Genomic DNA, 25114 nt, shown 5'->3' on the forward strand with positions numbered 1-25114 from the left:
GGTTTGTCCCCCTAAAATATGCGATAGTTAGATAGTCGGTACGCGAGCCAATACGAGATGCTAATCAGCAGTAAGGACACGACGGATTTGAACAGTCCCATCGCCGTTGCAACACTGTATTGCGCGTTGACGATACCGGTACGATAGACGAGTGTATCCAATATATCGCCTGTTTCGTATACGGTCGCATTATACAGGGTGAAAATTTGATCGAATCCTGCATTAAGCACATTGCCTAGGCTTAACGTCATCATCAAGATCACAATTGGGAAAATGGTCGGAACCGTAATATGCCTCGTTTGCTGCATGCGTGTAGCGCCATCGATGACAGCTGCTTCGTATAAGGACGGGTTCACGCTTGTAATCGCAGCTAAATAGACGATCGTACTGAAGCCGAACTCCTTCCAAACATCCGATATAATTAGCACTGGCCGGAACCAATCGTTGCTGCCTAAGAAGAAGATAGGTTCAAAACCCAGACTCTTTATCACTTGGTTGACAATCCCTGACTCGGGGGACAGAATGTCAATTAGTATACCGCCCAAAATAATCCAGGACAGAAAGTGAGGCAAATAGATCAGCGTCTGAATACCGCGCTTAATTAAAGCGTTTCGAACTTCATTGAGCAGCAGGGCGATCGCAATAGGTACAATAAGGCCGACAACAATTTTAATAGAGGCAATAATGAGCGTGTTCTGGATCGCCTGCATCGTATCCGGCATCATAAAGATATAATGAAAGTTATCGAACCCTACCCATTTGGAATGGAAAAAGCCCATTAACCCCTTGCCTTTAAGGCGAATAAACTTTTGAAAGGCGAGCACGATCCCAACCATAGGAAAATAACTGAATATGAGAGCGAAAATAAAGCTGGGAAAAATCATGGCATGCAGCGGAAGTTCCTTTCTCAACCTTCTGTACATAGAGGCACCTCCTAGTTTCCCTATAAAAGTAAAGAGAGAGGAGTGAGGGACTCTCCTCTCTCTTTCTATTCACTTCCTATTACTGCTTTGCTGCCCAATCATTCACTTCAGATGTAATTTGATCGCCGCCAAGCTTCTTCCATTGCTCGACGAACTTATCGAATTCTTCGATCGGCGCAGCGCCCATAATGATTTTGGTAAAGGTTTCATTTTGCAATTTGTCCAGCACGCCTTGTTTCTCGACCATCGTCGGCGTATTGGCGCCTAGGTAACCCGTCGTAAGTAAGGTATCTTTATAACCGGCCAATACCTCGAATGAAGATTCCGTCGGACCTGCTTGGCGATAAGTAGCCCACTGTTCTTGGTCGCCGTTCATAAACGCCGTAATTTTCTCGTACAGCGACTTCTGCTCCGGATTCAACGCAGACGTATCTTTGGATTCCACTGCCCCCTTCACTGCAAGGTAGTTATCCGGAACGTCCTTATTAGGTGCGAATACTTGGAATACCGGATATTGGAAGAGCTCTGTTCCTTTTGCGGATACGGAATACTTCGCCCAGTCCGCCGTCTGCCCATAAGCACGTTCCAGCCATAGGTTTAGCATTTTCACGATCACTTCAGGATGCTCGAAGCCATCTTTAGCCACATAATATTCGTATACAGGGAAGCCTACGCCTGCGACTGCCGGCTTATCATCTGCGGAAACGATCGGGAACGGCTTCCATTCCATGCCTGGATTCTGCTTTCTGGCATCGTTGAACGGCCAGTAGGAATACCAGTTTGCCCCGTAATAGATACCCACTTTGTTTTGAGAGATGGATTCGATGACTTTTCCGCCATCTTTCACGGCAAACTCTTTATCCAAATAACCTGCTTTATACAGCTCTTGAAGCTTCGCTAATGCCATTTTCATTTCAGGGGCGATGTTTCCGTTCGTCAGCTTGCCTGAAGCGTCTTTCACCCAAATGCCGGGATAAGCGTGGAAGCCGTTGTAGAAGCCCGTCAAACCGCCAAGCTCTTTGCTGATCGCCAGTCCGAACGTGTCATTCTTGCCATTGCCGTCCGGATCCTTGGTGATGAACGCTTCGGAGATTTTAAGCAGCTCATCCATAGTCTTAGGCGGCTTCATGCCCAATTTATCCAGCCAGTCCGTACGCAACCACAGAATATCGGCGCTTGTAATGTTTCCGCCAAATTTCGGAATGGCCATCAGCTTGCCGTCGAACGTAGCCGCTTTAAGCGCAAGGCCTCCATCTTGATTTGCCAATTCCTTCAGTGCAGGTGAAGCGTACTTCTCCCATACCTCTGTTAAATCTTGAATTTGCTCGCCTTCTACCAACTGGTTCATCTGCTTCGTAGTGACGCCGAATACATCCGGAATGTCATTAGAAGCAATGGAAATATCCAATTTATTGCTATCGCCGCTTGGATCGCCTAGCCAGTCGTACACAAGCTTAATGCCTAAAGCGCTGTCATACTCTCTAGTCCAAACATTATTCTCATTCGTATCGCCATTCTCAAAGCGATCTGCCGGGAGGGCCATCCGCACAGAATGTACGGTAATAGGCGGATCGTATTTACCGAATGGGTCAACCGTGCCTTCAGCGTCCGTGTTAGTCGATGTCGTATTTGTATTTGCGCCGTTATTTGCGGTTGTCGCTTCACTCTCAGTTGACTGCTTCGAAGCTTCATTGCCCGCATTGTTGTTTTCCCCGCATGCAGAAAGCATAAGCGAAGTTGTAAGTAAGCACGCGGCGAAGAGTGTAATCCTTTCTTTTCTTGCCATTTCGTAACCCCCTGGTTTGGATGTATTGCTTACAAGTTGATTATAAGTAGACGAAGGGGCAGCCATCTATTCGCCTTTCTTTACTTTACACTCGCATTTCTAGACATCACGACACTATCCCGATATTCCTGAGGCGTCATCTGCAGAGCCTTGCGAAAGAAGCGAAAGAACGACTGCTCCGATAAAAAGCCGACAGAAGTAGAAATCTCATGGATTTTCAAGCGATTTTCTTCCAGCAGTTCTTTGGTTTTCGCAAGCCTCGCCGTCATAATATAGTCGGATAAGCCTTCATTCGTGACCTGCTTGTACAACCGAGATAGATACGAAGGATTGTGTCCAACCACATCGCCAATACGATTAAGCGTCAAATCCCCTGCTATGTTCTGCTGAACATAACGCTGCACCATCCGAATCACATCGTGCTCCTGATTTCCTTTGCCTGCCTGTTTGTGCTCAAACAGCGCCTCCGCCAGCTTATAGAAATAATCCACAACTTCCTTCCAGTTATCATGACAATCAAGGGCCGTCATTTTACCCAAATGGACTCGGTCTCCAACCTCACTCTGAACTTCCCAGCGGTTGATATAAGATAAGAAGATGGAGACGAGTGTGAAATAAACTTCCGTCTTTATTGCATTCTTAGCAGCCGCGCACTCTGTCAGCGCTGTCATAATGCCAACATATTCAGCCATAAATTGCTCCTTCTGCCCGTTCTCCAGCAAGGTATGCAGCAAATTCAGCCTCTTGAGCTGCTTTCGTTGATCATGCTCTACTTGATCGGCTGAGGTAATCGTGATCGTTGGCTCTATAAGCAGCAGCTGCTGACTTAGCCCAAGCCCCCGGTTTAGGAGCTGCTGCAAATGCTCGAATTGCTCCGATATGCGATCCCACTCCTTGAACGAAGCGCCTATGGCAATGGAAAGATTCAGCTTGAGTAAAACACTGCAAGAGTCTTGCATCATCTCCGCCGTTCCCTTTAGAAAAATAAGACAACGCTGCTCTAGCTCGGCAAGCTCGGCGGTTGTCAAATCTCCCATCTGCTCATTGGGCTGAATCAGCCACAGCAGCTTTGTTTTTCTCTCAAAATCAAACGAAATAAATTGCACCTTCGCCGCTAGATATTCCTTCGCAATGTTCTGAATGGCAAATAGATATAACGATTTGTCAAAAGGACGCGTGTCCTTCTTCCAATTGTCTATCCTGCCGATCATAGCAACGACAGGTTTAGTAGGATCAAGTTCAATGTCAGCTTCCTCAAAGCTTCGGCTAAGCGCGCCATTTGCAAGCGTCCCCCCTTGTACAAGCTCCATAAGCAGCTCTTTCTGCAGTAATGGTGTCATCGCTTGCATCTGCTGCTTCGATTTAGTAATATACGCTTCAGCCTCGACCGCTTCTGATAGAGCCGTCAGTGCTTTCTGAACGGAAGCGACGATCGCCTCTTCTCCTTCAGTCTTTAATAAGTAATCGACGCCTCCGTTACGCATCGCTTCATGTATATAATCAAAATCGTTGTATCCCGTTAGAAAGATGACCTTGCATCTTGGCCAGTAGTTGATGATCTCGCGATGGAGCTCTAAGCCGCTCATGCCAGGCATTCGAATATCCGTCAAGACGATATCGATCTTCACCGTTCGCATGCAGCGGAGCGCTTCTGCCGAAGAGTAGGCGCAAAGCAGCTCCAATTCGGGAATAGCCTTTCTTTCAAACAAATCCAGAATACTTTCTACGATAAATGGTTCATTATCGACAATGAGTAATCTATACAACCTTCTCCACTCCCTTAGCAGATAATCTCATCTCCACCCGAACGCCACCCTCTGCTCCTCGAGACACGGAAAGTCCATACTGCTCGCCATATCGTAATTTCAGGCGTCGATGCACATTCAGAATACCGGTGGATTCTTTCTCCAGAACATGTGATTGTATCCGATTTCGCAAGTCATTTAGACCCGCTTCCGAAATGTTCTCCCCATTGTCCTCCACTTTAATCACTAAGTCCTCATCGTCTATTTCAAATCGGATGGAAAGGATACCATCCGAAACCTTGTCTTCCAGACCGTGCACATAAGCGTTCTCAATGACGGGTTGCAGGATAAGCCTAGGAACGGACAGCCTGCGGAACATCTCCGGCAGCTCCTCCCATTCCACTCTGATTTGTCTGGAGAAACGCAGCGTCTGTATCTCGGTATAGGCCTTCGAGTGTTGAACCTCTTGATCGAGCGTGACGGTTTCATTTCCCGTACGAGTTATAAATTTGAAATAGTCCCCGAGGTGTTGAATGAGCGGTTCCGCCGTTTCAATATTGCGCATCCGAACAAGTCCCTGCAGCATAAAGAAGCTGTTATATAGAAAGTGCGGATTAATCTGAGATTGCAGCTGTTTAAGCTCTGCTTGCTGGGAACGAATGCGCTCCTCATAAACCTCGCCGATCAGCTTATGTAACTGGCTGACCATTGCATTGAATTGTCCATATAAGTATTTGAATTCGTCGGTGTAGTTATGGTCAATCTCGACCTGCAAATCCCCCTTTTCCACCCTGCGAAAGGAAGTGACAAGCCGTTTGAGCGGCCGATGAATTAAGCGGAAGATCCAGTAAGAAAAGGCAACGATAATAATGGTGGATAAAATAGATAACAGCCATAAAAACTTACGGTAGGTATCCAAGGGACCCAACACTTCATCAGCAGGAATATACACAACTAAATAGGTATCTAGCAGCTTCGAGTACTCATACGTAATTAAGTAATTCATGCCGTTCATGTTGATGTTGCCTTGATCACTCGGTCTTCCGCTAATATCCGGGTTGTTTAGGAACTTCCTTAGCTCAGGAGATATTTGATCGTTTTTCCCATCCGAAAATGTCCAATTCTGTTTAACATTGATAAAGGAGGCGCCCGCCCCATTCATGTCGACGATTTGACGAAGCGTTTCCTGAATCTTCTTCGTGGATAGATCAACTCCAAGCGCAATCGTCAAAGGCAGCTTCTGAAACGGATCGGGATATACTTCACTCAGAAAGAGGCCCTTCTTCCAGTAAGTGATCTTCGATCCAGAGCGGCCTGACATCTTTAGAGCGTTTAGCTCGTCTGACGGAATGTGATTGTCGTAGCTGTTGGAGAATATCCCTCTCTCCATGGAAGGGATGTACACCTTGACATTGTCCACATATAAACTGGATGTTTTCAGTAAATTCAGCCTGTCTTTCACTTTAAGAATCGTCTGAACTCTTGTGTAATCGTCCATATCCGCGGCGATCGTTCGAATTTTGAGAAAATCCTCGTTGAAAATAAGCTCTTTATTGATCTGGATAATACGAGCCATTTCGTTTTCAAACGAACTCATATAGAAATGGACATTCGTTAGGACGGATTGCGACAACTCCTCTCGCATGTTCTTCTCGGCGGATTGGATGATAAAGATGCTGATGCTAAAGATCGGAATGATTACGACTAGAAATGATAGCAGCAGCTTTGTAAAAATACCTGCTTTAAATGGTGCCTTGAATATCCGCATGCTGAGCCCCCGAATTCATTGAAGTAGGATTGTTGGACGTATTGGAGTTAGACAAAGGTAATAACATTCTATATCTCATGGAAATTCCCTCCCCAATCGATAGTAATTGGTATAAAGAACCTGTCCAATCACGCGTAAATGCCAAAAAAAAAAAGCATTTCCAGCCCTCAAATTGATCTAAGTATAGGGATAATGAGAAATAATGTATAATACTCAATCGTAGGGGGATATCACAGTTGGAGCTGCTTCAATTGCAATACTTTGTAACAACGGCCAAACTAGAGCAAATGACGAAAGCGGCGGAGATTTTACAAATCGCTCAGCCTTCTCTGAGCAGAACAATATCCAGACTCGAGGAGCATTTCGGCGTTCCCTTATTCGACCGGCAAGGCCGCACGATCCGATTAAACGCGTATGGAAAGGCGCTTCTTAAGCGGGTAGAACATGTTTTTCAAGAGCTGGAGGAAGCTGCGCGGGAAATCCGGGACATGTCCGGATTGGATCGGGGAGTAATAACGCTTGCAGTCTCCCTTACGAACCTCTTGCCGGAAATGCTCGGCGCATTCTTGCAGCTGCATCCGAACGTGAATTTTCGTCAAATCGTAGAACCAACCGAAGTCATGAACCAAATGCTCGAAAACGGGGAAATCGATATGTGTCTCACGTTTGCCCAGATTGAAGGCCCCGATATCGAGTGGGAGCTGCTGCGAACGGAAGAAATCCATCTGTTCGTACCGGATCATCATCCTTTACTAGGACGTGAAAGTGTCTCGTTACATGAACTGAAGCAGGAATCGTTCGTTGGATTACATACCGGGTATTGGTTCAGGAATATGACTGATCGCTTGTGTATGAATGCTGCCGGCTTTACTCCAAGGACGACGATTGAAGTAGATGATGTAGATGCGGTGCTGCTGCTGTTGAAAAAAGGACATGGCATTGCTTTCGCTCCTGATTTGGCTTGGCGAACAAGAATGGACCTGACGCCGAATAAAGTAAAAATCTCAGACTTGGGAGGCAGCATGTCATTAGGTCTTGCCTGGTCTAGAAAACATTATTTGTCCACTGCAGCTCAGAAGTTTCGTGAGTTTGTGATCCACTATTTCAAAAGCCTTGATTGGCAATAAAAAGTCCCGATGCATCAAAGGTTTCTTGATCATCAGGACTTTTTTATTTTGCCATGATACCTAATTTGGGTTATAAGATCGTTTGAGAATGGAAGGAATGAAGGCATGCACCGATATGATTCACGTCAAGCCGAAGAACTGCAGCAAGCTCTTCGGCTGCTTCCTTCCCGCTTCCGAGTCCCGACAAGCCCAGCCCTCTCATGTACCGGCAGTGAATTTCGTTCCTCAGGTTCAAATCGTCCTCGAAGACGAGGAAGTCAGGCAGCGAGATCGCGAAATAATCGATTTTGACATCATCGAACACATGTTTCTCCGCGTAGTCGATCAGCTTGTAGAACCGTCTTTTGGCTTCCTTGCCGTTACCGAGCTTTAGCCAAGCCAAGCCCTGATAATAGATCATATCCGGCGGCTGATCGTTGTAAAACATCGCGCTCGCCGGTTCCTCGAGTCCAACCGATGCGGCACCGAATGCCGTTTGGGCTTCTTCCGCTTGCCCTAATGCCGCATAGGCACAGCCGAGATAATAGTAAATATTGTTTTCTTGCGCTCCCGTGAGTTTACCTTCGCCGAGATTTTCCGGATAGACGAGCGCCTTCTTCAGCCAATTGATCGCTTCGTCATAGTTCTCTTCGGACAAGCATGCTTTTGCCAGTTCTACGTGAGAGAGCACGTATTGGCCTGTCGCTTTTCCTTCTCCGCCTTCCCACGGATGAAACTGTCGCGCTGCGAGAAGTTCGACTGCATTCTGGTGGCGGCCGAGGCGATTATGGAGCGTGACATACTCCAAGTAGAGATCGTCTCTTCGTTCCACGAGATGTACGTATGCGGACAAACGTGCTAGTCGGTCTTCTGGAGAGATTCCGATTTTTTTATGCAACTGATCCAGCTCGTAGAAGACCCTTGCATCATCTTGATTGCAAGCGAATGCTCGTTCCAATGCTTGGAGGGCCCTATCCTTGTCGCCGAGCTTGTTGTAGTAAGCAAGCGCTAAGTTCCGGCTCACGGTCGCGAAGGAAGAGTCAATCGTCAGAGACGTCTCCCAATGAGCAATCGCTTTATCCGGGACTTTCTTGTCATAGTACAAGTTGCCCAAGTAATAGTGCGCTTTGGCATCACTTAGCCCATGGCTCGTTGCGAATGTCAGAACCGTTAAGTCGAACAACGTGTTCGGGAAACAATAGTCCGGGGATGCCGCTTCTCCGGCTTGCAAATGCTTGATCGACAGCTCAGGTTGACCCACGTGGCCGTACAAATAGCCAAGCGTGTAATGGATCATTGGATACGTGTTGTCCGAACTGCTGTCTGCTATCATATTCAACACTTCAATAGCCTCGGCGTATAGCCCGGCGTCGGCATAGTCGGAAGCTAATGACAAGTGGTTATGTGCGTCCGCTCTCAACAAGAAAAGGAATTCCTCATACACCGATTCCGCTTTCTCGATATCCCCTGCCGCTTCCAATACCAGTCTCAGCTCGTTGTACGCACCGAAGTCAGCGATATCCAGTCGGAGCGTTTCACTGCCGAACGTAATCGCTTCCTCCGGCCGACCGAGCCAGCGAAGCAGCGCTGCTTTCAAATTTCTTGCTTTGTAATTGCGCGAGTTGCGGACGAGCGAACGTTCGACCAGCTCCAATGCTTCGGACAGCTGTCCTTGCTCGGTCGCGATTTGCGCTAAGGAGAAGTAGCCGCTGTCTTGCCAGGCTGCCGACCAAACGGATTTGTAAAAGGCGGCAAACGCTTCTTGTTGTCTTCCTTGAAGCTTTAACGAAACGCCCAACTGATAGTAAGCTTCGCCGTCGTAAGGATTCGGATTGCGCCAAGTCAAACTCTTGATCGCAACGCGGAAGCGACGTTCGCTTTCTTCCAACAACCCTTTGCGGAGCAGCAGCGTTCCGTATGCGACGTTGATTCGGATATCACTAGGATCCCGCTTCAGTCCTTCGAGGTAATAGGCCTCCGGCTCGAACGTCGCATGCCGGTATTGCTCCAAATGAAGCCCGGCCAAATACAGCTGCTCGTTCGTCTTCAGCTCCTGCGGTTCCGGCAAAGGCTTCGCCGCCTCGGGCATTTCTTCGATTTGCGGTTTCTTAGGTGTATAGCTGACGAGCAAGGAACCGGATCCATCCTTTACCGACAACGTGAGCTCGTGCGCCTTAACGCCTGAATCCAGACGAACTTCGGCTTGAAAGCCCTGCAGCGGAGTAAGCGTCAAGCTTTCGCAGAAATACGACCGGCCATTGTCCGACAGCTCCAGCGTTGCGCCTTCCACTCGGGATGTCGTGTAGACATAGATGGCAGCCAAGGCAAGATTCTCGTCGACTTCCAAGTTAACCGCGGCTTCGGTCGTCGCATTTTTGACGACTCCGATATCTTTGTACGGCATGAAGTATTGTTTAAAGGACTTCTCTTCGTAAGGCTGCAGCCACGTAAAATCGGGTTGATTGTCCGTGTAAACGCCGGTCATTAGCTCGATGTACGGTCCGTCTTCGTCGGTTAAATTGCGATCCCACGCTTGCCCGAATTCCCCATTGCCCCATGTCCATTGTTTTTTGCCCGGCGAAATATGATGATTCGCGACGTGCAGCAAGCCTGCTTTCAGCGCGTGATCGTAGCCTCCAACGAAGTTGTAGTCGGATTTGTACGCCATGTAAGAGGTCGGAACGGGAATGTTCTTGTAACGGGAGATGTCGACGCCCTCGGAATAGTCCATTTTGTAATACGTGCCGGTAGCGATTGGGAATTTGGACACGTCGCGTTTGCCATGGTCATATACGGCGTTTACGTCCGGCGGAAACACCGATTGCGTATGATCGTTGACCGCAACCGCGGGGTTTGCCCACCACAGGAACGTTTGCGGCTCCGGCGTACGGTTGTAGAGCTGTGCGGCTATTTCCAAATACGCTTTGTCCGGATACAGCGTGAAACCCGCCGTCACTTTCGTCCCGTACATGCGGTCGATCTCGCTCACCCAAACGGTGGCGCTGCCGTCTTCTTTTTCCTCCATACGGTATTCTACCGGGCCGTACGTGTTTGGACGATGATGCTGCGGCCAGTTAAACTCGATGCCTCCCGAAATCCAAGGCCCCGCCAGCCCGACGAGCGCCGGCTTGATCACCTGGTTATAGTAAACGAAATCGTAATTGTTCGTGCGATCGACCGCGCGATAGATCCGGCCGCCGAGCTCAGGCATGATTTCGATGCGCAAATATTCGTTTTCCAAGATGACGATGCGATAGGGATGAGGGGTTTTCTCGTCCTCTATTTTATCGATAACGGGATGGGGGTACACTTTGCCGGAACTGCCCTGATATACGCGCTTTTCCAGAAACATTGGATTTTTGTCGGGTTTCCCTACATCGTACGTAGGAATGTCGACGATCTCTTCCCAGACGCGGGAACGTCCCATATATTGAGTCAATTGCAGTCACTCCCTATTAAATGATTAAACCTTATCCCTACTTTAACGAACAGCGTCTGGAAGAACAATTGAACATCAACGGATAATGATGGACTATATTCGGATTTATCGATCTTGCATATCGCCTCAACCCTAGATACAATAGCAGTAATCATGCACCCCTGACGAACGAAGGGATTTGATTCTATCAACGCTACGAAAAAAATGGAAGGATTCCGAGAACAGCGTCTCTTCGTCCTTCCGGAGTATATGCAGCGCGAGCTTGCCGGAACCGAACTGACCCGGCAATTATTCGTAAGCGATATCGGTTTTTTTCCGCATGCCAAGCACCACTACAGGGAGCGGACGGAAGGCGCGGACGCCCATATCTTCATCTATTGCATCGGCGGTCATGGCAAAGTGGTCATAAGCGGCGGAGAGCCTCTCGACATCGGGCCCGGCAGTCTTGTCGTGATTCCGGCTGGCATGCCTCACCGCTATTGGGCTTCCGAACAGGAACCCTGGAGTATTTATTGGTTCCATTTGAAGGGAGATCATGCTCGGGAATTGACTCATTTGTATGGGCTCGACGAGCACAAGGCTACCCCGCTTCCTCGCTCGATTGTTTCTGAATTCGTCTCTAGCATCGAACAATCGCTTGCGATCATTTCGGACAGGCCGTATTCGATCCACGCTCACGTTTACGTCTCGCAGACCATGCGATGGGTATTGAGCGGCGTTGGCCAAGAACTCATGCATGCAAGCCAGGATCATAAGCGGGACCAGTATCTGGAGAAAGCGATGCGGTATATGAACGAACATGTGGGGACTACCGTTCGGCTCCCCGAGCTTGCCAGATCCGCCGGCATTTCGACGCAGCACTTGATTCACCTGTTCAATAAGGAAACCGGTTTTTCCCCTATCGATTATTTCCTTCGCATGAAGATGCAGCATGCCGCGAGCATGCTCGATTTAACGGACTTAACCGTGCGAGAGATCGCCGCCTCCGTCGGTCTTGCCGATCCCTATTATTTCTCCCGCCTATTCAAGAAGCTCATGGGCTACTCGCCTACCGAATATCGAAAAATCCCTAAAGGCTAATCTATGCAAGAAAAACCCCGGATGAACGATCATCCGGGGCTGTTTACCTTCTCACTCTCGCCAATCCCCGTGTCCAAGCAGGATGTCGACGGACCAGCTATACCTTTCGCCGGCTCGTAAATGGACTGCCGTGCCACCCCGCTCAGCCCGCTCCAACGAGTCGTAGTAACCAATGCCGGGTTCCAGCGCAATGGTTGTTCTATCGTTGAATTTACCTTGATCGATCCAGACGCCTAAGTGGGGGACGGCGTCCTTCGGAACGGATACGATCATATAGGTTTGACTGTTCATGCCAAGCAAACCTGACCAGCCCTCCGGTACGGACCCCTTATAATAAAATTTGGTGCCCTCGCCTGTCGTTTCGGGTCCATAAGCCCAAACATCGGGGATCATGAAATCGCGGTCCGCCTTCCCGTAAACGCAAGCCATCTCACGCACCGATTCCGGCGTAACAATTCGCGTCGGCTCATTCACGGCAAACTGGGGATGCGCAGCCCATAGAAAAGAGAACGGAGCTCCGCCGAGATGTTGGACCGAGTAATTTAGCCGTAGGTGCCGCTCGCCCGGTAATGACAGCGTTCTGCTCAGCCGGTAAGAAAGCTGTCTCCCCTCCACAGCGCAAACGATCGCATCTTCGCTTAGCTCCGCCTGCCAGGGAAGCGCCCATACCTCGCCGTGATCGGGCAGCTTCAGACTGCCGTCATCCCCCGAAGCGCAGGCATCTATGGTCGGAAAACATTCGTCCCATCCGCTCATATCTCCATCGCAGAAAGGCGATCCGTAAGCTAACTTCCGCAAAGGTCGGTCCCCCGCATCAAGCAGCCATTCTTTGCCGGTAGGTTTATAGAGTAGGGATACCAGCTTCCCCCCGAGCTCAGGGATGGTCTCCACTCGAACGGTTTCATTTTCGGCTACGAGCGAGAGGCATCCTCTATACTTGGTTTCGTAGATTTGCGTACCGCTTGTTTGCATCGATCATCTTCTCCGCTACTGAATTCGCTTTAAGTGAATCATTCGGCTCTGGCAATCGCCCGAGAATCCTAATGCCACGCCAATACGCATCAGAAAGCCGCCATGAAGCGCAACCGTTCGGCCATCTCCGGCATCGACCTCGTACAAGGCATCCGATTCGAGGCCACTCAGAGCAAGCCGGCGTTCCCAAGCGCCAAAATGCTGCGCGTTCTGGAAAGCGAATACCACGGATTCTTGTCCGTCTCTGGCTACGTACTGGCATGCCGCAATGTTTGAATGCCGCAATGACGACAAGCGATATAAATCGCCATGCAGCGTAATCGATCGGATTCGTTTATACTGCTCCACATACCCCTTCGCTTCGGCCAGTTCTTCATCTGACCAGCGATCGATATTTGCTCCTATACCGAGACCACCCATCATCGCGCTATGAAACCGGAAGGAAAGCGGAAGCCTTCTTCCATTCATGCCGTGAGGGGACTCCGTAACCCAGCACATCATGACAGACGGATCATACGCGTAGGCGAAGCCTTCCTGAATAGCCAATCGATCGAGTGCGTCCGTATTATCGCTGATCCATGCTTGATCCGCATAACGCAAGATACCCAGGTCGATTCGGGCACCTCCGCCCGCGCATGTCTCGAACTCGACGTTCGGGAAGCGCCTTCGAAGCTCAGCCCATATCTCATACAGGTTGATCACATGGCGAATCCAGTCCGAATGCTCCCTTTGCTGCCGCTCATCCGCAATTCCCGGCTCGGTTACCGTTCGGTTCATATCCCATTTAATGAAGGAAATATCATAGGCACTAAGCAAATCCGTCATAAAGCCGAGGACGAACTGTTTGACTTCCGGAAGCCCGAGATTCAGCAGCAATTGATTCCGAAGCTGCGAGCCTGTACGCGTTGGGAATTGATAGACCCATTCCGGATGCGCGCGGTACAGATCACTGTCCGGATTCACAGATTCAGGCTCCACCCAGATCCCGAAATCCATGCCAAGCGATTTGACCTCGTCGATCAACTCGTTTAAGCCGTTCGGGAATTTCTGCGGATTCACCTGCCAATCGCCAAGTCCTGCCCGGTCGCTGCTCCGTGCGCCAAACCAGCCATCGTCGACGACGAACAGCTCGACGCCGATGGTCGCGGCTTTGCGCGCCAATGCTTTCTGATCCTGCACGTTGACCGCGAATTCAGTCGCTTCCCACGAATTGTAGAGCACCTTGCGTTCGCGTGAGCCCGGAAGGATCGCGGCTTTCTGATAGCGGTGAAGCTTACGGCTCATCTCGCCAAAGCCATTCTCGGAAAAACCGCCCGTAAAGACGGGAGACGTAAAGGATTCGCCCGGCGCAAGCGTGAAGCTGCCGTCGAAATCATTGATTCCACCGGTTATCCGGAGGTGTCCGAACGTCGTTTTTTCTGCGACGATTTTCCAATTGCCGCTCCAGCCGAGCGCGCCGAACCACACATTGCCGTTCGTTTCGCTGGCTGTCCCGTCGTCGATCGCAAACCAAGGATTAGCGTGCGGCCCCGTAAAGCCTCTTCTGGACTCCAGCACTTTCTTCCCCTCGGACAGTACATTCGTTCGCAGTTGATACTCTCCTGCCCACCGTCCCGCGACATGCGTCAACCGGTATGCGGGGAGGGCAAGCAGCGACCAGACGGCAGACATTACTAGCTCGATGCGTACGGGAGACGTTTCGCCGTTCGTTATCGTGATGTATCGCTCGATCAGATCGAATTCGGGATACACGTTGTAATGCAGACTCACTTTAAGGGCGTAGTAATGGTCCGCTAAACGAACGACCAGCTCCTCGGGCTTCTCGATCGAGTAGCCGTCGAACTTCAGCAACAGATCGCGCACGCCGTCGCTGAACGTTGCTTTTAATGCCGGCTCCGCGTACAAGAGGCTGCCCCAACCCCCGTATTCTTCCGTTTCGCGGTCTACGGCCGCATCGAAGGAGCTGTGATGCTTCGTTCTAAGCAAGTCGGCGCAATCCCCGGCATGAACCGGGGACCCCCAATAGAGATGCTGCACGGTTCCGCTGTCGTTGATGCCGAACAGATAGGATGACCGTGCGGTGCGAATGGTGAACATACGGGCATCTTCCAAATAGCCGATCGGCACAGCGATCACTCCTCTTAGGTGTAAGTTTGTTTATTTATAGATCGTGAAAATCAAATCCGTATCCGGCTGAGGCGACCAGGTCTGCCCGCAGTCGCCGGAATACTGAGCGTTCCCGCCGGCATAAACGTCGCCGCTGTAGGCGAAGCCGTATTTGTTATCGGTGGACCCGTCGTCCAGCGAATTCGGCGACCGCAGAATAAATCCGTACTTCTTCGTCGTATCGAGCCCGGTCAGCCTCGGGTAAATCGAGTACGGCTGCGGGGAGCCCATGAGATTATAAGGCGGAACGGCCGCGCTAAACAGCTTCTTCACCGGTTGCATATTGGTGCCCAGCTCCACGATGTCGATATACAGATTGTCTTCCGGCACTTTGCTGACATAGCTTTCGTAATAATACACGTCCATCTTAGGCAGAGATTCGCTCGTCAGCGTGAACGTTTGCATCCTCTGCGTTTGCGCGCGGATGTCCGAATAGCTCCAGAACGAACCGTTGCTGTCGTCCTGCGCGATGACGGAACCGGTATTGCCCGGAATGTTGTATGCTTCGATTTCATTGACGGAGCCAAGCCAGTGGCTGGATTTCATGTAAAGTCTGATTTTCGAAGTCGCGACCGTCTTGAAGTCCAGCTCTCTCCTGTCTCCAAGCGTCAGCCCTTTGGTCAAGTCGACATACTGCGATGCAGCGTCATCCCAATACTGGAGCGCATAATTCCATGTTTCATATTCCTGCTTCTCGTAGCCGTACTCGCTGACAACGACACGGTTGACGCTAGTCGGAGCGCCGAAATTGATCTCGAGCCACTGGTTGCCAAAATCATTATTCGCTGGCCAGCCTGCGCTCCAACGGGTGGATAGATTGCCGTCAATCACGTTCGGGGCTTCGAAACCAGCCCCATAGGATGTGGATGCCGAAGCAGTAACTCCTGTGCCGAGCGCCAAGTTGACAGGTGCCTCCGGGTTGCTGCGTGAGCCTTTACCCGAGATGCGAATCATCACGGATTCGCCTGGTCTTAGCGTGCGTGAATAGCTGCCGGTAAACGATCCCAGCGACGTCTGGCTGTACAGCTCGGAAAGCGTGTACGCCCTGTCCGCGCTGAGATGCAGATCTTTAAATGGAACAGTTACAGGCTTGCTGTTGTTCATATCCCAATTGGAAATGCCGACGATGACGTCGCCATTCTTATCGTTCAGATACTGGGCCTCCGGCGAATGCTCGCCTTTCAGATAGAAGTTCGTCATGCTAAGCGGTCTTGCCGCTTTGCCTAAGTCTGCAACGTCCAGCAGCTCCTTGTTCATGACGAGCGTCTTCATCCGGTCCTCCGAGATGAACGGAACATCGTCGCCAAGCAGCAAATGACCGCCGCCCATCACGATCGCGGTCGTGAGCAGCGTTGCCTGATTCAGCGTGTTTTTTCCGTAAACGCCTTGCACGATATTTTCGGGCATCGACATGTCGGCATCGTTATAGGCGTACAACGTGTCATTGGTCCACCACGACGCAGCCGCATTGAACGCTTGGCGCTCAATGCCGGAATAACGGATGCCGGCACCGTCATCGAGGCCGATGGCCGTGTCGCAGCCGGTTCTTCTGCCGTGGGCATAGCCCGAAGGCAGCAGCGGCGCGATCGATTCGTCGATGAAGATCTTCTGCCGCGCGCCGAGCAGCGCATCGCGCATGACCTTCATGCCGATTCGGTAGGCTTGTATCCCGTTCTTGGTCTTATCATAGAAGCTGCCTTCGTACATGCCGAGATCCAGAAAGTCGAGTTTGACGTAGTCGAAGCCCGGCTCGACTTGATTGGTGTTCATCAGCCACTTCAAGTACGCCTGCCCGCCCTGATGCGTCGCATCGACAATCGGCGTATTCAGATAGGACATGACCGGATTGCCGTTCGTATCCTTCAGCGCGATATCGCCGAACGTAAAGTTCGTCGTAGGTACAAGATCGGTCAGCTTATTCCAGATCGCAAAAGGCGCTTCATAGGAGCCGGCTTTCATGCCTTTGCTATGGACATAAGTAACGTAATCCTTCAAATTCCGGATTTACTCCTGCCCTTTGACCCCCTGATAGCTGGCGTCCAAATTCATATAGTTGTAGCCAAGCGATTTCAGATGCGCGACGAAGTAATCCGTCATGGCATACATCGCATCGGCTGTGGCGTACTGGCTGTAGAAGTTGTACCAAGTGTTGTAGCCCCTCGGTACGTCGCCTTTCCACTGCAGCATCGGCTCTTGGACGGCATAGGCTTGTCCGAAAGTCTCTAGGCCCGTCCAGTAATCATCGAAATACCCAATAAAGAAGGCATCCGACGACACAGAAGTGCCGCTCTGCTGTCCGCCGGCATTGTAGACGGAGAAGCCGGTCAGCGGACCGTTCGGTGCTGCCGCCTGGCCTAGATGCTGCATGCTTTTCCAAGCTTTTGCCGTAGCCGCTCCGGCTATGATGCCGTTCTTTGCCGCATTGTCAAATACCGCCGTAACCCAGTAGCTTGTTCCGTTGAACGCGCTCCACTGATCCTCTACGCCGTAGGGGCGATCATAACCGTTCTGGCTTTTGCCGAAATTATCGACGGGCGCTACGCCGAAATCATAGTTATTGGTATAAGGCGTCGTATAGATCCGTTTGTCCGTGCCCGAGCCGATATCCAGATTGTCGGAAGCAATCGGCTCCAGCACGTCAATCGTTTGGCTTGCCGCACTGCTCACCGTCATGTCGGACAGAAAATAAGGCTGGTCCTCGTACATCGTCAGCCGCAGCGTGATGGCCGGGCCTGAATCGAGCTCGCTCTTGATCGTAATTCGCTCGCCGTGCTTGCCGTATTCGTCATTGCCGATTGCCTCCCACTTCGCCGAACGCTTACCGGGATCGTAGGAATGAATGCGGGAGGTCGTCCCGTACAGCTCATAATCGGAATAGAAATTCGATATCAGCGTTGTACTGCCTTGCTTAAAGCTGCCGCGCCCCGTCGACAAATCGTATGTGAGCGAAATCGATCCGTTGTCGGCGGTTATGACAGATCCCGCCTGTCCTACAGATACTTTCGTTGGTTTCGCTTCCGCAACGTTAATAGGTCCAATCATCGTAAATATGAGCAGCAAAACGAACAATCCTTGAAAGCTTCGTTTCATTCTGTACGTCCCTCCCATAATGATGATTCTTCTTTATCCTTTAATAGCTCCTGCCGCGATGCCTTTAATAATGAATTTCTGCATGAAGAGGAAGAACGCAATAATCGGAATAAGCCCCATTACGGCATAAGCGAATGCCAAATTCAAGTCGCTGCTGTACTGCCCGAAGAAGTAATACTGCTGCAGCGGAATGGTGCGATACGCTTTATCCTGCAGATACAGCAGCGGGAGCAGGAAGTCGTTCCAAATATACAGCGCATTCAGTACGACGACGGTAGCGGTGACCGGCTTGAGCAGCGGAAGTACGATGCGGGCAAATATGCCCGGCGTCGAACAACCGTCGATCCGCGCCGCTTCCTCGATCTCAAGCGAAATCCCCCGGATGAAGCCCGCATAGAACAGCACCCCCATCTGAACGCCGAAGCCGCCGTAAATCAAAGCAATGCCCCAGTGGGTATCGATCATATGGGCCATCTTGCCCATCTTATACAGCGGAAGCATGATGACCTGGAACGGAACCATCAGCCCGGAAAGAAACAGCACGTAGATGAATTTATAAATGGGTTTATTCCGCCGGGCGATAGAGTACCCCGCAAGCGCGGACACGAATATGATCAGCGCTACGGAAATGAGGTTGACCCAAAGACTGTTGCGAATCGCGGACGGATACTTCGACGTTTTCCATGCATGCACGAAATTATCAAGATGCAAGGTCGACGGCAGCGCGTAGAAGGAGTCGAATGTTTCCTTCGCGGATTTCAGCGCCATCAGCAGTGCGACGTACAGCGGAAAAACGAAAATGAGCGCCAGCAAGGCAATCAGCGTAAGGACGATCGCATGCGTCAGTTTCATTACATATCCACCTCCCGTCTTCTAAATATAGCCAGCTGCACAATGGTGACAATGACGAGAATGAGGAAGAACAGCATCGATAACGCCGTACCGTACCCCGCTTTAGCGGAGTTGAATGAAACATTGTAAATAAACGTCGAGATGACCTCGGTCGAGAAAGCCGGACCTCCGCCGGTCGTCAGGAAGACGAGATCGAACACTTTAAGCGATCCCGTTAGCACGAGCAGCAAATTAATCGTAATCGAAGGCGCAAGCAGCGGCAGCGTAATATGACGGAAAGCGCCGAACGCGCCTGCGCCATCGATCCGGGCGCTTTCGGTCAGCTCTCCCGGGATGCCCTGCAAACCGGCGATATAGATGATCATCGGAGAGCCTACCCCTTGCCACAGCGAGATGACGATGAGCGCCGTCATCGCATGATTCGGATTGCCGAGCGGGCTTGTCATATCGACGCCGAAATAGCTGAGCAGCTTCGGCAGACCGTTACTGTAGTTGTAGCTCCAAATATAAGCCGACAGCACCGTAGAGATCGCAACGGGCAAGAAGAAGATCGTGCGGAACACTTTTCTGAATTTCAAATAAGAATCAAGCAATACGGCAAGCAGCAGCGACACGAGGTTCACAAGCACCGTTACCAGTATCGCGTACTTGAACGTGTTGCGAAGCGCCGCCCACAGGTCAGGATCGCGCAATGCCTGCGCGTAGTTATCCCAACCGATGTATTTCGCGGTAGGTGCGACGCCGTCCCAATCCGTGAACGAATATTTCGCGCCAATGACTAACGGGACGATCACCGCAAACGCAAACAGACACAACCCCGGGAGTATAAACAGCACATACCACATCTCGCTGCGGATCGATCGCTTTAAGCTATTCATAGACGATTTCCTTTCCTATAGGTAACGGCATAGGCGCCGCCTATGCCGTCATCTGGGATACAATTATTTATGGTTCTTGGACACCCAGTCATCCAGTGCGGAAATGACTTGGTCCGGCGTTTCTTTCTTAAAGAACATTTTTTGCAGATGCTGGATGAGCTGACCGGTCCAATCGATCGTTGTTTTCGACATGTAGGCTTGCGAGTTGTACAGCTGGCCGTTATCGAAGTAAGGCTTCAGATCGTTCAACGCCGGCGCGATGTCGGTTGTTGCGCCTTTTACATAGCTCAGCGTGTTCGTATTCTTAACCCAAGCGTCTCCGCCTTCTTTGCTCGCCATGAACGCAAGGAATTTCATTGCCGCGTCTTTGTGCTGGGATTTGCTGCCGAGCGCAAGCGATGCATCCGGGTTAAACTCCAATTTGTTCAAGCTTTCGTCATTGCTGAATGGATACGGGAAGTACCCGATGCCGGTATTGTACAAATCCGGATTCTTCTTCTGGATATCCGCAAGCGGCCAAGTACCCATGTACATCATGCCGACATCGCCTTTGGCGAACAGGTCGACGACGTCGTTGTAACCGAGACCGAGCTGGTCCTTGTTGCCGAGATCGAATATTTGCTGGGCATGATCAAGCGTTGTTTGCATCGCCGGATTGTCGGCGAATTTGGAGCCGCCCGTCTCCAGCTTGTCGAAGAAGTCCGGCTGGTTCACGGCAAGCGCCGTGTTGCTCGGCAAATCGCGGCCGATCCACATGCCGAGCGGCCAGCCGTCCTTCCAGCCGAGCGCGAACGGCGTTTTGCCCGCTTCTTTAATCTTCTTCGCATTCCCGATCATGGCGTCGAACGTTCTCGGCACCGTAAGATTCAATTCATTGTATATATTCTTGTTATAGAATACGGCGATCGGTCCGGCGTTCAGCGGCATAATATAGTTCTTCCCGTCCGTTGCCTGCGATGTCAGCACGTCCGCATCGAAATTGTCCAGGAACTCCTGCCCGGTCAAATCCTCCACATAACCGCCGTCTACAAACAATTTCGCTTGTGCGCCGGCGTTCAACGTGAACACGTCCAGGATGTCTCCGCCTGCCAATTTCGTTTTCAGAATGGTGTAATAGTCGTCATATTTCACGGGCTGAACATCGACTTTGATGTTCGGATTAGCCGCTTCGAACTGATCGACGATTTTCTGAATGCCGTCCGTCACGTCGCTCTTGAAGTGCATGAACGAAATCGTTACCGGTTCCGTGCTCGCTTCCGGTGCATTAGTCGACGCTGTGTCGTTGGAAGCCGTGTTCGAAGCAGCATTGGAAGTGTTCTCCGTTGAAGACGTATTCGTATTCGAAGCTGCAGTTGAAGATGTATTCTCGGAAGACGACGCATCATTGTTCGTGTTACCGCATGCCGCCAGAGAAAGCATCGCGATAATGGCACTCAGACCGACCAAACTCTTTTTCATTTTCCAGTCCCCTTTTCGTGTATTGTCTGAGGACGTTGTTTCGTCCATGAGTCTATCTTATCGGTCGGCTACTTTTCGCGTAATGAATTAATTTGTGTTTGCAATGTTCAATTTTTTGTTATTTCCGTTGCTCCAATGATTCCATCCCGGTATTCGGAAGGCGTCTGCCCGGTAAACCGCTTGAATACCTGACTGAAATATCGCTGATTCTCGTAACCGACCAGCTCGGATATTTCGTTGATTTTGCACTCGGACGATTTCAACAGCTCGCAAGCCTTCTCCATGCGTTTACGCGTGACATATTCGGTGAAATTCTCGCGCGTGATGCTCTTGAACAGCTTGCTCAAATACGCGGCATCCATATGGAACCGCGTTGCAACGTCGATGAGACTGAAATCCTCAAAGTAATGCTCGTCCAGGAACAGTGCGATTTCGCGAACCGAGCGAACATTCTCCGCCTCACCGGCGCTGGCACAGTAGGTTTCTATAGCTTGAGTAAGCAGGCTGAGGAACGTCTGCAGCTCCTTCCTATCCAAAATTCGGGACACTTCTTCAGCGTCGAGCAATACGGACTGCGTTGCCTCGATCCCCTTCAATTCGGATCGCGACAGCTCAATCATCTGCCTCAAATCGCGCTGGATCTGGCGAATGGTGACATGAGGCTGCCTGCCAACCTTCTCGAAGTAATCGTTCAGCAGCCGCTTGAAGTCTTTCGCATTATTGGCCCCGATCGCTTGCCTCATCGATTTCAAATCGAAGGAGCCCAGCAGTTCAACCGGCTGTACCGCTCCCGGGCTTTCGGCCGATGAGAATGCGAATGAGTCCCCCAGCAGGCGATTATTTCGGAGCGCATCATTGGCCGCTTGATAAGCGGCAGGCAGCTCTTCGAGCTTTGCATAAGTACGGCTAAGCCCAGCTACCACGCCGACGAGCAGCATTTTACTGACAGCTTCATGATATTCATTCAATAGCTGCTGAGCCCGTTGTTCATCATAGGAAGCATCGGGGAAAAGCAGGCAAATGCGAGTACGGTCATCCGATTTATAGACAAGCAGCTTGTCCTCCCGCATCACTTCGTACAAAATATTTTCCAAACTGAACAAGAACAGATCTGCGTTACCGTGAAACTTGGTTCGAGACACCTCGCTAAACTGTCGGAACATGCACACCGCAACCCGATAACCGCCGTCCACGGCAATGCCGAGCTCTCCCGCCTCCCGCTGTATATCCGCCGTATTCGTAATCCGATGGCTTGTAACGGTTTGCAGAAATGTCTCCCGCTTGAGATGCCGAACCTCCTGATTGAACCGCATTTGCTGCTGAATGCTCATGTACGTGTTGCAGGCTTGGATCGCCTTTTTGAGGGCATGCTCGAGATCCGTAACGGATACCGGCTTGAGCACATATTCGCATGCTTGATACGTGACAGCCGCCTTCATATATTCGAACTGCGAATAACCGCTAATTACGATGACCTTGATTTCGCCGAACCTTTCATGAAGCGCTTCCAAAAATTGTTGTCCGTCCAATACCGGCATATTCATGTCGGTCACGACGATATGCGGCCTTCGGATCGGGATAAGCGCAAGCGCCTCTTCCCCGTGCCTCGCTTCCGCGATGACCTCGACGTCCAGAGCAAGCTCGCTGATCATTTTGCTGATCGATTTACGGCTCCACGGTTCATCGTCCACTACCATAACCTTATACATGCTGCACACCTCTGTTCCTGTAAGGGATCGTTACCATAACTTCCGTTCCTTCGCCTTCATTGCTCTCGATTCCGAGCCCATAATCGGATCCGTAGTACATGCGAATTCTCTCGTTCACGTTTTTCAAGCCGATCGATATGCCGCTGAATACTTCGGTGTTTCTATGCTCCAGAACCGCTCTAAGCCTAGCCAGTTGCTCGGCATCTATACCAGGACCGTTATCCCGCACCTTAATGATGGCCCGATCCGATTGCTGCACCGCTGTTATTTGCAGATGAAGCTGCCTGTCATCGGTTTTACCTAATACATGAACAATCGCATTCTCTACGATGGGTTGCAGGACGAATCGGATGACGCTGCAGTCAAGCAGCGCATGCTCCACATCGAACTCGGTTACGAGCGATTCCTCGAAACGAAGCTGCTGAATATATAAATAATTTTTCAGGTGCACCATTTCCAGACCGATTGTGGACTCGCTATTCCCTTCGTAGAAGTTGTAACGGAACAGATCCCCCAGCGCTCTGCACATTTCATGGATGTCATATTCCCCGATTAATACAGCCTTGCCTCCGATGGTTTGAAGGGTATTGTATAGAAAATGCGGATTGATTTGCATTTGCAGCGCCATGATTTGCGCTTCCTTGTTGCGAATGAGGAGCTGATATTCCTGCTCGATCAATTCTTGAATCTTGTTGGTCATGAAATTAAAGTTTCTCGTCAATTCGGACAAATCGTCGCGCCACGGACTCGGCTTAAGCGTGACATGGAAATCCCCTTTACGGACAGCCCGCATGGCTTTGCTTAGCGACTGAACAGGCCGCGTAATAAACTGCTGCGACATAAATGAAAATAACGCTATGATGAGCATCACGAGGGCGAAAGCTCCGACCGTCAGCCGCAGCGTATTTTGACGGTTCTCCGCGAGCTCGCTGCTCGAGTATAGAAGCGTTAGCCCGACGTTGCCGTTATCAAGCGCAGACGTACTGATCAATGCTTGCCGGTGGTCCGTGAATTGAAGCTCGCGCTTGCCGTAAGTGGCAAAGTCATCGGAGCGCTTATAGGTTTGGACCGCTTCACTGAATTGATCGTTCGTGCGATAGAAGGTTTCGCCTTGATCGTTCTGCAGGACGATATTGTTCGGAGGTCGATTGTAGGTTTCAATTTGCTTCACGAAATCTCTCATTCTCGTATAAAACACTAACGTACCGTATTTATTTCGATAGAAAGGATCATAGATGGTGATGGCATAAACGAAAAACCGCTCCCCCTGCTCCTTGTCCAAATACGTGAACATCAGGGAATGCTGAAACGGCAAATCCAGCAATTGATCTGCGTGAGGGACGGAAGCATCGAGCCGAATCGAATCGTAACTGGCCGCTCTCGACCAGGAATCCCTCAGCTTATTGTCCTGCCCGTACATCATGATCTTGATCACATCTTTGTTCTTGCTTTGAACGAGGCGATAGTAGTTGTCGAGCGCATCTTTGGTCTGAAAGATATCCGCATTATTGTAGTTGGCACCGTTACGCATGAAGTTGACCAATTGGTTGAAGCCGTAGACCTGCAAGGCAGACGAAGAGAGGCTGCGGAAAAACTGATCCAGATCATTGGACAAATATTCGGCGTTCTGGTCGGCGCTCCTGACCATGGTACGCTCTAGCGAAAGCGAGCTGGACCTGTAGAAGAGGAAAGAAAGAATAAGCATCGGAATAAGAGAGATGACCACGCTGCTCAAGACGAGTTTGGTACGTATGCTCCGGTTGATAAACAGCCACTTGATCATTCGGGTCTCCTCCGTTAAAGCAGGTATATGGCATGGGCTGCATGTACACTTTTATATCTAATCTATTTTACCATCGCAGTTCGGCCGAACAAGAAAAGAAATCGTGTTCTTTATGTTTAAAATTTTGTTGCGGCAATAAGTTAACGATGCAGGCGGTAATAATGAGACAAAAAAAGAACATACGTATTCCGTATGTTCCAATTGTTCCCCAAATCCATTGATAAATGGGGAGTATAATCTCATTGATGTTATAAGCCATAACTATTTGAGTTGTATGTGGGGGTCTGATCAATTCTCCCTCATCCATGTATGTCTCATAAAAAGGACATGGTGTCGCGTTCGCCCCAGACGTCGCCTGG

Annotated in this window: 16 protein-coding genes; 2 read left to right on the forward strand and 14 right to left on the reverse strand. The window is 50.4% G+C overall.

The window, feature by feature from the left end; translation table 11 throughout:
• Nucleotides 1-11: 11 nt before the first annotated feature.
• The 4 genes from AC6ESO_RS27500 to AC6ESO_RS27515 form a co-directional block, all read right to left on the reverse strand.
• Nucleotides 12-923, reverse strand: a complete 912-nt coding sequence (locus AC6ESO_RS27500; RefSeq protein WP_497094193.1) for an ABC transporter permease — start codon at nt 921-923, stop codon at nt 12-14.
• 79 nt (nt 924-1002) lie between these two features.
• Nucleotides 1003-2709, reverse strand: a complete 1707-nt coding sequence (locus AC6ESO_RS27505; protein WP_497094194.1) for an extracellular solute-binding protein — start codon at nt 2707-2709, stop codon at nt 1003-1005.
• Nucleotides 2710-2789: 80 nt separating this feature from the next.
• Entirely contained in the window at nt 2790-4475 is a 1686-nt protein-coding gene (locus AC6ESO_RS27510) for a response regulator transcription factor (RefSeq protein ID WP_497094195.1), read from the reverse strand.
• Nucleotides 4468-6222, reverse strand: a complete 1755-nt coding sequence (locus tag AC6ESO_RS27515; RefSeq protein WP_497094196.1) for a sensor histidine kinase — start codon at nt 6220-6222, stop codon at nt 4468-4470. Before AC6ESO_RS27515 ends, AC6ESO_RS27510 begins: the two co-directional genes overlap by 8 nt.
• A 236-nt stretch (nt 6223-6458) precedes the next feature.
• On the opposite strand from AC6ESO_RS27515, the gene AC6ESO_RS27520 reads away from it, so the two are divergent.
• Nucleotides 6459-7349: a LysR family transcriptional regulator gene (locus AC6ESO_RS27520; RefSeq protein ID WP_497094197.1), complete on the forward strand. Its 891-nt coding sequence runs from the start codon at nt 6459-6461 to the stop codon at nt 7347-7349.
• A 70-nt stretch (nt 7350-7419) separates the two neighbouring features.
• On the opposite strand, the gene AC6ESO_RS27525 is transcribed toward AC6ESO_RS27520, so the two are convergent.
• On the reverse strand, nt 7420-10755 hold the full coding sequence (locus tag AC6ESO_RS27525) for a DUF5107 domain-containing protein (RefSeq protein ID WP_497094241.1): 3336 nt from the start codon (nt 10753-10755) through the stop codon (nt 7420-7422).
• A gap of 216 nt (nt 10756-10971) precedes the next feature.
• On the opposite strand from AC6ESO_RS27525, the gene AC6ESO_RS27530 reads away from it, so the two are divergent.
• Nucleotides 10972-11847, forward strand: coding sequence for a helix-turn-helix domain-containing protein (locus tag AC6ESO_RS27530; RefSeq protein WP_497094198.1), 876 nt, complete (start codon nt 10972-10974; stop codon nt 11845-11847).
• 51 nt (nt 11848-11898) lie between these two features.
• Here AC6ESO_RS27530 and AC6ESO_RS27535 read toward each other — a convergent pair whose 3' ends face one another.
• From AC6ESO_RS27535 to AC6ESO_RS27575, 9 genes are all read right to left on the reverse strand, one after another.
• Nucleotides 11899-12819 carry an aldose epimerase family protein gene (locus AC6ESO_RS27535; protein WP_497094199.1) on the reverse strand — a complete coding sequence of 307 codons (921 nt, stop codon included), beginning with the start codon at nt 12817-12819 and terminating at the stop codon, nt 11899-11901.
• Nucleotides 12820-12834: 15 nt separating this feature from the next.
• Nucleotides 12835-14946 carry an alpha-galactosidase gene (locus AC6ESO_RS27540; protein WP_497094200.1) on the reverse strand — a complete coding sequence of 704 codons (2112 nt, stop codon included), beginning with the start codon at nt 14944-14946 and terminating at the stop codon, nt 12835-12837.
• Nucleotides 14947-14976: 30 nt separating this feature from the next.
• Nucleotides 14977-16980 carry a discoidin domain-containing protein gene (locus tag AC6ESO_RS27545; protein WP_497094201.1) on the reverse strand — a complete coding sequence of 668 codons (2004 nt, stop codon included), beginning with the start codon at nt 16978-16980 and terminating at the stop codon, nt 14977-14979.
• 9 nt (nt 16981-16989) lie between these two features.
• Nucleotides 16990-18075, reverse strand: a complete 1086-nt coding sequence (locus AC6ESO_RS27550; RefSeq protein ID WP_497094202.1) for a hypothetical protein — start codon at nt 18073-18075, stop codon at nt 16990-16992.
• Nucleotides 18076-18108: 33 nt separating this feature from the next.
• Nucleotides 18109-18927, reverse strand: coding sequence for a carbohydrate ABC transporter permease (locus tag AC6ESO_RS27555; RefSeq protein WP_497094203.1), 819 nt, complete (start codon nt 18925-18927; stop codon nt 18109-18111).
• Entirely contained in the window at nt 18927-19805 is an 879-nt protein-coding gene (locus AC6ESO_RS27560) for a carbohydrate ABC transporter permease (protein WP_497094204.1), read from the reverse strand. The genes AC6ESO_RS27555 and AC6ESO_RS27560 overlap by 1 nt, the downstream gene beginning before the upstream one ends.
• A gap of 63 nt (nt 19806-19868) precedes the next feature.
• Nucleotides 19869-21263, reverse strand: coding sequence for an ABC transporter substrate-binding protein (locus tag AC6ESO_RS27565; protein WP_497094205.1), 1395 nt, complete (start codon nt 21261-21263; stop codon nt 19869-19871).
• Nucleotides 21264-21370: 107 nt separating this feature from the next.
• Nucleotides 21371-22972, reverse strand: a complete 1602-nt coding sequence (locus tag AC6ESO_RS27570; RefSeq protein WP_497094206.1) for a response regulator — start codon at nt 22970-22972, stop codon at nt 21371-21373.
• The gene (locus AC6ESO_RS27575; protein ID WP_497094207.1) at nt 22965-24755 is read right to left on the reverse strand and encodes a sensor histidine kinase; all 1791 of its coding nucleotides are present in this window, start codon (nt 24753-24755) and stop codon (nt 22965-22967) included. Before AC6ESO_RS27575 ends, AC6ESO_RS27570 begins: the two co-directional genes overlap by 8 nt.
• Nucleotides 24756-25114: the final 359 nt, after the last annotated feature.

The organism is Paenibacillus rhizoryzae (assembly GCF_059686995.1).